The sequence below is a fragment of the Streptomyces sp. SudanB52_2052 genome, assembly GCF_964272415.1.
Classification (GTDB): Bacteria; Actinomycetota; Actinomycetes; order Streptomycetales; family Streptomycetaceae; genus Streptomyces; species Streptomyces olindensis.
Window position 1 is genome coordinate 4,748,809 of record NZ_OZ186796.1, and the last position, 12,294, is coordinate 4,761,102.

At 73.9% G+C, this 12,294-nt stretch carries 9 protein-coding genes and 2 tRNA genes; 6 read left to right on the forward strand and 5 right to left on the reverse strand.

Annotation, left to right across the window (positions count from 1 at the left end):
* Positions 1-10: 10 nt before the first annotated feature.
* Both ACSUPV_RS21015 and ACSUPV_RS21020 read right to left on the reverse strand, forming a co-directional pair.
* Complete coding sequence (locus ACSUPV_RS21015; protein WP_382614582.1) at positions 11-568, reverse strand: hypothetical protein; 558 nt, start codon at positions 566-568, stop codon at positions 11-13.
* 299 nt (positions 569-867) lie between these two features.
* Positions 868-2,088 (reverse strand): MFS transporter, encoded by a 1,221-nt coding sequence (locus ACSUPV_RS21020; RefSeq protein WP_436948165.1) that lies wholly within the window; start codon positions 2,086-2,088, stop codon positions 868-870.
* A 130-nt stretch (positions 2,089-2,218) separates the two neighbouring features.
* Between ACSUPV_RS21020 and ACSUPV_RS21025 the strand changes: the two genes are divergently transcribed.
* Positions 2,219-2,797, forward strand: coding sequence for a TetR family transcriptional regulator (locus ACSUPV_RS21025; RefSeq protein WP_031115291.1), 579 nt, complete (start codon positions 2,219-2,221; stop codon positions 2,795-2,797).
* Positions 2,798-2,830: 33 nt separating this feature from the next.
* Here ACSUPV_RS21025 and ACSUPV_RS21030 read toward each other — a convergent pair whose 3' ends face one another.
* Positions 2,831-7,804, reverse strand: coding sequence for a PAS domain-containing protein (locus ACSUPV_RS21030; RefSeq protein ID WP_436948167.1), 4,974 nt, complete (start codon positions 7,802-7,804; stop codon positions 2,831-2,833).
* Positions 7,805-8,251: 447 nt separating this feature from the next.
* Complete coding sequence (locus ACSUPV_RS21035) at positions 8,252-8,767, reverse strand: SSI family serine proteinase inhibitor (RefSeq protein WP_037760162.1); 516 nt, start codon at positions 8,765-8,767, stop codon at positions 8,252-8,254.
* A gap of 199 nt (positions 8,768-8,966) precedes the next feature.
* Between ACSUPV_RS21035 and ACSUPV_RS21040 the strand changes: the two genes are divergently transcribed.
* The 3 genes from ACSUPV_RS21040 (at position 8,967) to ACSUPV_RS21050 (ending at position 9,751) form a co-directional block, all read left to right on the forward strand.
* Positions 8,967-9,057, forward strand: a tRNA-Ser gene (locus ACSUPV_RS21040).
* Positions 9,058-9,274: 217 nt separating this feature from the next.
* Positions 9,275-9,347, forward strand: a tRNA-Arg gene (locus ACSUPV_RS21045).
* 182 nt (positions 9,348-9,529) lie between these two features.
* Positions 9,530-9,751, forward strand: a complete 222-nt coding sequence (locus ACSUPV_RS21050; RefSeq protein WP_031115297.1) for a hypothetical protein — start codon at positions 9,530-9,532, stop codon at positions 9,749-9,751.
* 379 nt (positions 9,752-10,130) lie between these two features.
* Here the strand turns inward: ACSUPV_RS21050 and ACSUPV_RS21055 are convergent, their stop codons facing one another.
* Entirely contained in the window at positions 10,131-10,607 is a 477-nt protein-coding gene (locus tag ACSUPV_RS21055) for a MarR family winged helix-turn-helix transcriptional regulator (protein ID WP_031115298.1), read from the reverse strand.
* A gap of 105 nt (positions 10,608-10,712) precedes the next feature.
* Between ACSUPV_RS21055 and ACSUPV_RS21060 the strand changes: the two genes are divergently transcribed.
* Together ACSUPV_RS21060 and ACSUPV_RS21065 are read left to right on the forward strand one after the other, a co-directional pair.
* Positions 10,713-11,108: an HGxxPAAW family protein gene (locus ACSUPV_RS21060; RefSeq protein ID WP_031115299.1), complete on the forward strand. Its 396-nt coding sequence runs from the start codon at positions 10,713-10,715 to the stop codon at positions 11,106-11,108.
* A 141-nt stretch (positions 11,109-11,249) separates the two neighbouring features.
* On the forward strand, positions 11,250-12,122 hold the full coding sequence (locus ACSUPV_RS21065; protein ID WP_031115300.1) for a DUF2797 domain-containing protein: 873 nt from the start codon (positions 11,250-11,252) through the stop codon (positions 12,120-12,122).
* Positions 12,123-12,294 lie beyond the last annotated feature (172 nt).

The following is a 12,294-nucleotide window of genomic DNA, read 5'->3' on the forward strand; positions in this document are numbered from 1 at the left end:
CGACCCGGGATCACGTCTCACCGTAGAGGAGCCGGATGAACGTGCCCTCGGGGAAACGCAGTTCCAGGGTGTGGCTGCGGACGTAGGGCGACCGGACCTCGTAGTCGACCAGTTCCTTGTCGAACCAGGCGATGTCGAGGAAGGTCGCCCTGCGGCGCTCCCAGAGCTCGATCGACGTCCCCGTCATGATCAGGTAGAACGTCCGCGACCGCAGGCCCAGCACCTCGTACAGAGGGATGCCGTCGAAGGCGGTGTCCGCGGGCAGTGACGTCGCGTCCGCCTCGTCGCCGACGACGCCGATTCCGACCAGGCGGGCGCGATGCACGTTCAGCGGCGAGATCACCTGCCCGCCCAGGCGGTTGTACGTCCGGACCAGCCGGTCGGTCCTCATGGCGGGGATCGACACGTCACGCACGTGGCGGATCGCGAACGAGGCGACCGTGAAGGCGAACAGGACGAAGCCGGTGACGCCGACCCAGCAGATGACCAGCAGGTAGTAGGCCACGCCCAGCCACTGGAAAAGGACGTAGGCGGCGATCCCGCCGACGATCAAGGCAACCAAGATCATGACACTGCCCCCGGCCCGTGGTGTGCGGGTCCAGACGTACCGCCGTACGCCCGGGACCGGTCCCGGAAACGGCGGTACGTCTGTCACCCGGTCGGGCCGGGGGGCCTGCGCGAGATCAACGGCGCCGGAGGCCTACTGGTGGCGGCGGACTGCTGGTGGCGGGGACCTACCGGGGGGGGGGAGATTCACCGGCGCCGGGGCCTATCGGCGACGGATGCCTATCGGCGGCGGATGCCCACTCGCGGCGGATGCCCACTCGCGGCGGATGCCCACTCGCGACGGATGCGGGAGTTCGCCCCTCACCGCCGCGACCAGGTCACCCCCCACCCCAGCACCAGCCACAGGCCCGCCACCCCGCACACCCCGCCCCAGCCGAAGTGGCTGTAGGCGGCACCCGCGAGGGCCGAAGCGGCCGCGCCGCCCGCGAAACCGGCGACCACATAGGCGGTGTTGGCGGTGGCCGGCGTGGAGGTCGCGGTCAGGGCGAGCGTCTGGTTGGCGACGTGGGACGCGACCAGCGCCGCGTGGATCAGGACCGCGGCGGCGAACAGCGCCCCCAGCACCTGCCCGCCCAGCCAGAACAGCGGCACGGACACGGCGGCGAGCAGATACGCGGACCGCACGACCCGCGCCGCCCCGAACCGGTCCACGAGCCCGCCGGCCAGCGGCGCCACCGCGCTCGCCGTCAGCCCGAAGAGCCCGAACAGCCCGGCGGTCGCGGTGGACAGCCCGTACACCGGCCCGGTCAGCAGCAGCGCGAGCGAAGTCCACAGCGCGCTCCACGCCCCGAACATCCCGGCCTGCCGCACGCACGCCCGCCACAGCTCCGGCGAGCGCCGCAGCACCGACGGCAGCGCGACCAGGCCCGCGAACAGCGGTCCTTCCCGCCGCCGCTGCGAGGGCAGGACGACGGCGGTCGCGAGCCCCAGGACGAGGGTGAGCAGGGCCGCCCCCGCGAACACCCAGCGCCAGCCGAAGGCCTGCCCGGCCAGTCCGCCCAGCACCCGGGCCGCGACGATCCCGGTGAACAGGCCGGCGATGACGGCGGCGACATGACGGGCCCGCCGTTCCGCGGGGGCGCGCTCGGCGACCAGCGGGACGAGCAACTGCGGGATGACGGTGGCGGCCGAGGCGACGAACATGGCGACGGCGAGGGCCGCGGCGCCCGGAGCGGCCGCACTGGCGGCCAGCGAGAGCGCGGTGACGAGGGTGAGCCCGGCGACCAGCCGACGGCGGTTCGCGCTGTCGCCGAGCGGGGCGAAGAACAGCAGGCCGACCGCGTAGCCGAGCTGCGCGACCGAGGCGATCCAGGCGAGGGCCGAGGGCGCCGAGCCGAAGTCGCGGGCCATGAGGGAGAGCAGCGGCGCGGCGAGGTAGATGTTCGCGGCGGTCACCGCGCTGCAGACGGCGAGCAGCGTGAGGAAGAGACCGGGGGCGGGCGTGCGTCCCTGCCGCACGGGGGCGGCAGGAGCCCGGCGGGACGCGGTCGTGGTCGTTGACGGCGTGGTCGCTGACGGCATGAGGGGAGGACTCCTTGGAGTCGGCTCTAGCAACTAACTGGTTGGTTGGATGAATGGGGAACAGTGTGAGCGCGCTCGCCATTCCCTGTCAACCAAACAGTTGGTTACCCGGCGCGCTACCCTCTCCCCCATGGCAGCAAGGGACCCCGAGGCCACCAAGGCCCGGATCTTCGAGGCGGCGGTCGCCGAGTTCGCCCGGCACGGCATCGCCGGCGCCCGCATCGACCGCATCGCCGCCGAGGCGAAGGCCAACAAGCAGCTCATCTACGCCTACTTCGGCAACAAGGCGGAGCTGTTCGCGATCGTCCTGGAGCGGAAGATGCTCCACCTCGCCGAGGCCGTCCCCGTCGACCCGGACGACCTCGAGAGCTGGATCGACCGCCTCATGGACTACCACGCCACCCACCCCGAGCTGCTGCGCCTGCTCTTCTGGGAGGGCCTGGAGTACGGCAGCACCGAACTGCCCCACGAGTCCGACCGCCAGGAGCACTACCGCCGCAAGGTCGCCGCCCTCCAGGACGGCCAGGACCGGGGAGTCGTCACCGACGCGATCCCGGCGGCCGACCTGCTCTTCCTGCTGACCGCCCTGGCCAACTGGACCGCCGTCGTCCCGCAGATGCGGCGCATCCTGGTCGGCGACGACGACACCGACCAGCACCGCCTGCGCGCCTCGGTGAAGGAGGCGGCCCGCCGGCTGGCAGCGCGTTGAGGGGGGCTCGTCCCTCTGTGCTCAGCGTCCGCGCTAGTTGGTCCCGATCCGGGCCAGCAGTTCCACGATCCGGGTCTGCACCTCGCCGCTGGTGGACCGTTCCGCGAGGAAGAGCACCGTTTCTCCGGAGGCCAGCCGCGGCAGGTCTGCCTGGTCGACGGCGGCGGTGTAGACGACGAGCGGAGTGCGGTTGAGCTGCCCGTTCGCCCGCAGCCAGTCCACGATCCCGGCCTGCCGCCGATGCACCTGCAGCAGGTCCATCACGACGAGGTTCGGCCGGAACTGCCCCGCCAGCGTCACCGCGTCCGTGTCACTCGCGGCCCGCGCGACCTGCATGCCCCGCCGCTCCAGCGTCGCCGTCAGCGCGAGCGCGATCTCCGCGTGCTCCTCGATGAGCAGGACGCGCGGCGGGTGCTGCTCGCTGTCCCGGGGCGCCAGCGCCTTCAGCAGCACCGCCGGATCGGCGCCGTACGCCGCGTCCCGCGAGGCCTGCCCGAGCCCGGCCGTGACCAGCACCGGCACCTCGGCGGCCACGGCGGCCTGCCGCAGCGACTGCAGCGCCGTACGCGTGATCGGCCCGGTCAGCGGGTCGACGAACAGCGCGGCGGGGAACGCCGCGATCTGCGCGTCGACCTCCTCGCGCGAGTGCACGATCACCGGCCGGTAGCCGCGGTCGCTCAGCGCCTGCTGCGTGCTGACGTCCGGGGCGGGCCACACCAGCAGCCGCCGCGGGTTGTCCAGCGGCTCCGGCGGCAGCTCGTCGTCCATCGGCTGCGGCCGCGGCGGATCGGCCACCTCGACGGCACCGCCCGGCCCGTCCAGCGGCTCGGGCCCCTCGGCGGCGTTCTCGTCCGGTGCGCCTATGGCGTACGACCGCCCGCCGCCCTCGGTCAGCTGCGCGAGTCGGGACTGCCCGGCGAGGGACGGCTGCGCCGGGACCGGCGCGGGCACCGGCGCCTGGACCTGTGCCTGACCCGGGGCCTGCATCTGGCCCGGGCCCGGCGGGGGCGTCGGCTCGCCCGCCGCCGGATGCGGCCGTGCGGCCTGCTCCGGACGGTGAGCCTGCTCCGGACGCGCCCCCTGCTCCGGGCGGGACTGCGTTTCCGTACGCGTGGCCGGGTCGGGCGGCGTGCCGAGCTTGCGGCGCCGTCCGGATCCACCGGGCTGGTGCGGGGGCGGCGTCGCCGCGCCCGGCGCCTGCGGGGACGGCTGAGGCGAGGCGGCCGGCTGCTGGACCTGCGCCGCCTGCCGGTTGAAGGGCACACCCTGACCCAGCGTCCGCACGCTGATGGCCCGCCCCTGCGTGGAGTTCGGATCGACGCCCGCGGCGGCCTCCGCGGGCAACGGCTGAGCCGCCCGCGGCGCGGCGCCCTCCGGGGGCAGCGGGGTGCCGGGGGCCGGGGTGTTCGGCTGCGGGGCCTGCCGCGCGCCGTTCGGCGGTACGGCGACACCGGCTCCCGAGGTGTCGTCGGCGGCGGGCCAGGGCTGGGGGGCCGGGGTGCCTCGGGGCGGAGTTCCCTGGCCCGGAGCGGCCTCCGCGGGCAGCGGCTGACCGGCGGAGGGCTGCTGCCCCGGCGCGGCGACGCCCTGCTGCGGCAGGGGCTGCGCGGCCTGGGGCTGCATCTGCGCCGGAGGCTGAACCGCCTGCCCCGGCAGCGCCGCCTGCACACTGTGCCCGAGCCCGCCCTGAGCGGGGACGGCCACGGTCTGCGGAACGCCCTGCGGAGGTACGACGCCGTGGGGAGATGCTGGGACGCCTTCGTGGGGTGCCGCGACACCCTGGTGGGGTGCCGCGACGCCCCGGGGCGGGACGGCGGTGCCCTGCGGTGGGGCTACGGCCCCCTGCGGGGCGTTCCCGCCAGGGGCGTTCGCACCAGGGGCGTTCCCCTGCGGATGAGCGGCGTTGCCCTGCGCCGGAACGGGTACGCCCTGGGGCGGGACGGCGGTGCCCTGCGGGTGGACGACGTTGCCCTGCGACGGCACGGCCATGCCCGGCGCGACCTGGCCGACGGCCACCCCGACCTGCGCGGGGCCGGCCTGTACGGGGGCGCCCTGAACAGGACCGCCCTGGCCTGGAACGCCCTGACCGGGAACGGCCTGCGGCGTGGGAACCCCCTGCTCGGCCCCGGCGGCCACGGCACCGGGTACTGCCGGCACGGAACCGGCAGGCACGGCACCGGCGGAGCCAGCAGCACCGGCGGGCGCGGCACCGGCCACCGCCGGTCCGGCCTGTTCAGCACCCCCCGCCCCGGGAGCCGGGTGTCCGGCTGCCCCCTGCGCGGGCGCACCGGGAACAGCGGCGCTGCCCGGTGCCTGAGCCCCGGCCGCCCCGGCCACCTGGGCCCCCTCGGCGGCCGGCTGCGGCGCCACGGCCCGCCGCCGGCGACCCGTCGGCGCACTGGTGGGGTGCGGCTGCGGCGGAGTGTGATCGGCGGACTGGTCGTGCGGGACGGCGTCGTGCCGCCCCTCCTCGACTCCCCCATGCCCGGAGCCACCCGGCCCGGGAACCGCGACGGCCCCCTGGCCCTGCTCCTGCCCCTGGCCCTGCTCCTGCCCTGGCGCCTGGCCGATCTGCCCGGCCAGAATCTCCTGGTGGCCCGGCCCCGCCTGGTCGGCCTCGGCCGGCGGCAGCGCGAACACCTGACGCGGCCCGGCGGCCTCCTGCTGTGCGGCCGCCCGCTCATTGGCGGCGGCCAGCGCACGCCGCCGACGCCCTGTCGGCTGTGCAGCCTGTCCCTGAGCCTCGTCGCCTGCGCCGGCGGCGTCACCGGACGGCGCCGCGGGCAGCGCCGGCGGCAGCGCGTGCTGCTCACCCGGTTCGCGCCGGGCCCGCCGCCCGGACGGTGCGGGCACGCCCTGCGGGGGAACGGTCCCGCCCAGCCCCGTACCCGAGGCGGCGGTCCCGGCCGCGTGCTCGGCGGCCGTGACGACGGCCCCCTCGGCGACACCCTGGACGGCACTCCCGACGGCAGCCGCACCGGCGTTCTCGGCAGGCCGCCCGCGCCGCCGCCCGGTACCGCCGGACACGGCCCCGCCCTCACCGGCGGCCTGCGCCGGAAGGGCGGCCGGTTCCCCGGCGGCCCGCCTCCGACGCCGCCCGGTGGGCACGGCCCCCTCGGCACCGGAACCACCGGCCGCATCGCCCTCGGCACCCGGACCATCCGCGTCCAGGAAGGCATCGGTGGACGACCGCCGCGCCCGGCGCCGCCCCCCACCAGAGGTCTGTTCACCGGGCGCACCCGGGGCACCGGGGACAGCGGGGACACCGGGGACACCGGAGGCCGCAGTGGCAGCGGTTTCAGCGGGAACACCCTCTTCGACCGCCGCCTCCGCGACGACGGCCCCGGCCCCACCCCCGATCGGCACTTCGAGGACGTACGCGCTCCCGCTCATCCCCGGGACCTCATGCGTCTGCAGCACGCCGCCGTGCGCCCGGACGATCCCGCGCACGATCGGCTCGTGCACGGTGTCCCCGCCGGCGTACGGCCCGCGCACCTCGATGCGGACGCCCTCGCCGCGCTGCGCCGCCGCCACCACGACGGTGTTGTCCAGGTAACCGCCCGCCGACACGGGCGTGTTGCCGGTCGCGTCGACCCCCGCCACGTCGGCGACGAGGTGCGCGAGGGCGGTCGCGAGCAGCCGGGGATCGACCTCGGCCTCGATGGGCGGCGCGTGCACGGCGAACTGCACCCGCCCGGGCCCGATGAGCTCGACGGCCCCGTCGACACCGGCGGCGACGACGGCGTCCAGCATCACCTTCGTACGGGAGATGTCCTCGCTGCCCGCGTCGAGGCGCTGGTAGCCGAGGACGTTGTCGATCAGTGTCGTGATGCGCGAGTAGCCGGCCGACAGATGGTGGAGCACCTGGTTGGCCTCGGGCCACAGCTGCCCGGCGTCGTCGGCGGCGAGCGCGGCCAGTTCGCGGCGCAGCTCCTCCAGCGGTCCGCGCAGGGATCGCCCGAGCAGGGTCAGCAGCTGCTCGTGCCGGGCGGCGAGCGCCTCGTACCGGTCCTTCTCCCGCTCCCCGAGCGCGGCGTACCGCTCCTCGTTCGCGGCGAGTTCCTCGGCGTGCCGCTCGCGCAGCTCCTCCAGCTCGGTGACGTGCTGCTGGCGCAGCGCGGTCAGCTCGGAGGCGTGTTCCTCGGCGACCCGCTCCAGCTCCTCGGCGTGGCGCTTCTCCGCCGCCTCCTTCTCCTCGACGACCGCGTCGTACGGCCGCCGGTCGGTGAAGGTCATGACGGCGCCGACGAGCTGGTCGCCGTCGCGCACGGGCGCGGTCGTCAGGTCGACCGGCACCTTCCCGCCGTCCTTGGCGTACAGCACCTGGCCGCGCACCCGGTGCTTGCGCCCGGAGCGCAGGGTGTCGGCGAGCGGCGACTCGTCGTACGGGAAGGGCGACCCGTCGCCGCGCGAGTGCAGCACGAGCGTGTGCAGCTCCCGCCCGCCGAGGTCGCTGGCCCGGTAACCCAGTATCTGGGCGGCGGCCGGATTGACGAGGACGATCCGCCCGTCGGTGTCGGTCCCGACGACGCCCTCGGCCGCGGCCCGCAGGATCATCTCGGTCTGCCGCTGCGAGCGCGCCAGCTCGGCCTCGGTGTCGACGGTGCCGGTGAGGTCCCGGACGACGAGCATGAGCAGCTCGTCACCGCTGTAGCCGTAACTGTCGTAGGCCTGCTGCCCGTTCTCCAGATTCGCACTGGTGACCTCGACGGGGAACTCGGTCCCGTCGGTCCTGCGCGCGACCATCCGGGTCGGCTTGGTCCGGGCCCGCGGGTCGAGGTGCTCGGGCCGCCGCATGGAGCCCGGGATCAGCTTGGAGTCGAAGTGCGGCAGCAGATCGAGCAGCCCGCGCCCCACCAGCGCCGTCCCCGGTGTCTCGAAGGCCTCCAGGGCGATGGTGTTGGCGTTGACGACCGTCCCGTTGGCATTGACCAGCACCAACGCGTCGGGAAGAGCGTCCAGTATGGCTGCGAGGCGAGCAGCGCCTCGGGATGGCCTGCTGCTCACGCGACGCTTCCTCCCTGTTACCGCACCTTGCCGACCGCTCGGGCCATCTTGCCAACCGGCCCGCAGCGTGTCACGCGAGGGAGTCTAAGGGCTGTGGTTGCGCTCGCGACGCCGGATGAGAGCGAGGTCGCACGAGGAAGTGACCCCGAACTGACGACCGAGTAAGAGGAAACGCCCGCCCTCCTGCGACAACGTCGCGGGACCTTCGCGGGACCTTTACGACGGCGGCGTTTCTGTACCTTTCGGCCGGGCTGGCGTGATCGGGGCGGAGTGTGGCGCAAACGGGGTGTGCGTGGGGGATGGCCCGGGGGTGTGGGGATGGATGGCCGGGGGGTCGCGGGGGCGGGGTCGGCCGCGACCTCGGGGCACCCTCCGGGGCCGCACGCACCTCTGTCCCGGTCCCCTTGTCCCAGCCCCCTGGGCCTGTCTCAGCCCCGTGCGCTTGTCTCACGCCCCGGCATCGCCACCCATGTCCGGCAGGAGCGGCACGAGCCGGTCCCAGCGGGCGATCTGACAGCCGTCGCGGCGGTCGTACGTGGCGTCGACCCGGCGGCCGGCCCAGGTGCCGGTGACGTGTGCGGTGGCGGGGCCGCCGTACTGCATGGTGCAGAAGCCGCCTTCCGGCGCGGGCGCGAAGACGTCCTGCCCCCAGCGCGTGTCCCGCTCAAGGGCGGCGCAGGCTCCGCGCGGGTCGGGGTGGCTGCCCCCTTCGGGGGCGCAGTACAGCTCGAACGTCCCGTCGACTCCGCCGCCGGCGTTCCGCACGGTGACGGTGAGGTGGTCTCGGTCCGGGCCGGCGCCGAGCCGGGGCGGGGACAGCGGGCCGGGCGCGTCGGCCCGGGCGTACGCGGGGGCCGGGGAGACCGAGGCCAGGGAACCGGCGACGGCGACGGAAGCGGCGGCGGCGACGAGGAGGCGCCGCAGGGCGGGGCGGGCAGTGGCCCGGGGGGTGGCACGCAACATGCCCTGACTAACGCGGCACGGTCCCGGACGTTGCGCGGGGACGCCCGCGCGCCGGGCCCGTGGGACGGCGCACGCCCGCGACAAGGCCTTTGCCCTGCGCCCTTCCCGCCTAGTACCGTGGGGGTCGATTGGTGACAGCACGCTCGACTGTGTCATCATCGGCACGCACCGACTCGCGCTCGCGCGTGAGGATGTGCCTGGAGGCGTCGCCTAGTCCGGTCTATGGCGCCGCACTGCTAATGCGGTTTGGGCCTTAAAGCCCATCGAGGGTTCAAATCCCTCCGCCTCCGCACCCGATCACGAAGCCCCGGTCCCACCGACCGGGGCTTCGCTGTCGTTGGACCGGGGCCTCGCCGGCGCTACCCCGCGACCACCCCCGTACGGCCGTTTCCGCAGGTCACAAGGGGTGTGGCTAACGGATTTCACATGGCGGCGGCAGTCATGTAATGTTCTTCCTGTCGCCGCGAGCGAGCCGGAAGGCCCGAGAGCGGCGAAAAAACAGAACAAGCACTCGTAGCTTAACGGATAGAGCATCTGACTACGGATCAGAAGGTTGCAGGTTCGAATCCTGCCGAGTGCACAGCAGCCAGAAGCCCTGTGGATCATTCCACAGGGCTTCTGGCTCTCACCGTGCTCCTTGGACGCGCTGTAGAAAGAAGTGCGCTCTGACATTGTCGCGCCTCTCCGTCCTCGGCGAGATGTACGGCACGTACGTGGACGAGCACAGGCGCGCCCGAGACGGCTGGGCGCATACTGGGTTCGATGACAAAGCCTCCTGCACAGAAGCGTCATTTGCCTACCAGCCCCTTCAAGGCTCCGGTCGTGCCCGCTCCCAAGCACTTCGCCGTGGGTGATCAGGTCACGCACGACATGTACGGCCTCGGCCGGGTGATCGGCATCGAGGACGGGATCGCGGCGCTCGTCGACTTCGGGTCGGCGCCCCGGCGGATCCTGAGCCCGTACGCCAAGATGACCAAGCTGTAGGACCGTTGTGCCCGGTCACGGCACATAAGGCCCCTCCCGGGGGGCCTGCTACGAAAGAGAGATTCTCATCGAACCGACTTCGCTGTTCTCCGCTCCGGAAGGGCAACCCCGCCGTTCCGTCGCCGCGTCGCCGCCTCCGGCGACGAACCCCTTCCAGGCCCCGGACTACGGGGAGGACGACACCTTCCCGCTCGAGGACGTCAGGGACGTCAGGGACGTCAGGGACGCCGGGAACCCCCCTCCGGGGCGGCGTTCGGCGCGGTCCAAGGCCGCTTAGTTCCGCGACCGCGGACAGATCAGCATTGAGCAGAGGCTCTGTGGATCCCTCCACAGAGCCTTTGTGTGTGCCCGCGGGCAGCCCTGCATTCGCCGTGCCTGTTCAGTCGGTGCGGCAGTGTTCCTCCAGGTAGTCGGCCGCCAGGGTGCTCGCGCGGGTGAACCAGTCGTGGAGGACCGCGATCTCGTCGGGGGAGTAGTCCGCGAAGAGCCGCGTGAGGCGGGCGTAGTACGGCTCGTATACCTCGCGGATACGGGCGACCGCCTCCGGCCGGGCGGCCACGCGGACACGGCGGCGGTCGGTCGGGTCGGGGCGGCGGGTGATGTAGCCGGCGCGCTCCAGGCGGTCGAGGATGCCGGTGACCGCGCCCGTGGTGACGTGGACCCGCGCCGCCAGGTCGCCGGCCGTGGGGAGGTTCTCCCCGGCTTCGAGGACGTAGGCGAAGCAGGTGAGGTCGGTCACACTCAGGCCCACCTGCTGGGCGATCTCGTGCTGTCCGACCAGGTGGGTCGCGATGAGGTGGTCCATCGCCGAGAGCGCCTGCTCCGGTGTGGCGGCCGGACGCGGCTTCGCTTGCATTCCCAATTCCCTTAGTTCGTGAGAGGTTTGGGCCGTCAATGGCTTAGTGGTGAGGGGTTCGGGGGTGCTCTTGGCCTCCCGGGTCCCTGGGCGAGGGGACAGCACGTGAGCGCACATCAGTATGACCACGGGCACACGGTCGCGGGGTGGGTCGGATTCGGGATCGCCAGCGTGGGCGCCGGTGTGGCCGGGCTGGGGGTCTGCGCGGTCTCGGGTCTGCTGATCGCCGGCGGCGTCGCGATCGGGGTCGTGAGTCTCCTCGTCACCTGGGCCCTGCACCTCGCCGGGTGGGGGAAGGGGCCCGGCGTGCGGCCCCGCGACGAGTGGGGATGGCGCGTGCGGGATTCGGCGGCGCCGGGTGGGCACGAGGAGTGCCTGGCGTGCCGGCTGGCCGGGCGGGGACGGCGCAGTGCGGGGCGTTCCGCGGACCTGACCATGCCTGCCCAGCGGGACGGGGAGCAGGAGACCGCCGCTGCCGTGGGTGCCGACTCCGTGCGGTGAGGGCGGTTAGGGCGGTGGGGGCGGTTAGGGCGGTGGGGGCGGTGACGGCGGTGAGGGCCGGGCTGTCCTGGCTCGGCGGCCGCTGAGGTCCCGGGTTCGGCGCCGGGCCGTTGTCAGTGGTGCCCCCTACTCTCGACAGAGATGGCACAGGCATGGAAGTGCTCGGGGCTGCGGTGGTCGGCGGACGGTCCCGTGCTGCTCTGGGACGGCGGGCGGCGCACGGCGCTGACCTGGGGGAAACGCGTGGCCTTCGCGGTCGCGGAAGGGGGCGTGCGGACATGTGTGGGGGCTCGGGGGCATCCGTGCCCGACGGGGGCGGCCGTGCCGGCGCGGAGCACGGGGGCGCGGTGCGAGGAGTGTGCGCGGCTGGACCGGGCGCACTCCGTGGCGGCGGATACCCTCGCGGACGATCCGCGGCCGTACCACGTATATCTGGCGTGGTTCGGTCCCGGCATGGTCAAGGTCGGGATCACGGCCGAGGAGCGGGGCTCCGCGCGGCTGCTTGAGCAGGGAGCCGTCTGCTTCAGCTGGCTCGGTGTCGGTCCCCTCATGGCGGCTCGGCGTACCGAGGAGCTGCTGCGGGCCGCCCTGCGCGTGCCCGACCGGATCCCGTACGCCGAGAAGCGGGCCGTGCGGGCCGCGCTGCCGGAGGCGGCCGCCGACCGGGCCGCCGAGATCACCGCGCTGCACGCGCGGGCCGTGGCGCTCCCCGCCTGGCCGGAGTCGCTCGCGCGGGAGCCGCTGCGGGTCGTCGATCATGTCGACGCGTTCGGGCTCGCGGGGGTGCCTGCCGCCGTCGGAGAGGTGAGCGGACTTGTCGCCGGGGGCGCGGTCAGTGGGGAGCTGGTCGCTGCCGCCGGGCCCGATCTGCATCTGGCGACCGGGGGCGGCGTCGTCGTGCTGGACACGCGGCTGATGACCGGGTGGGGGTTGGTACCCGCCGCGGGGGCTGAACCGACGGTTCCGGTACGGGCGTTCCGGGAGGCGGCGGGGGTGCAGGACGGATTGTTCTGATCCGGGCTGTCTGGCCCGGGCTGTCTGGCCCGGGCCGTCTGATCCGTGCTGTCTGATCCAGCCTGTCCCCGGTCTACCTCGGCCTCCTCGGTCTACCTCGACTCCCCGGCCTACCCAGGCGCTCCCTGAGAAGTCCCTGTGTGTTTCTCAGGGAAATCACAGGGTGCGGAAA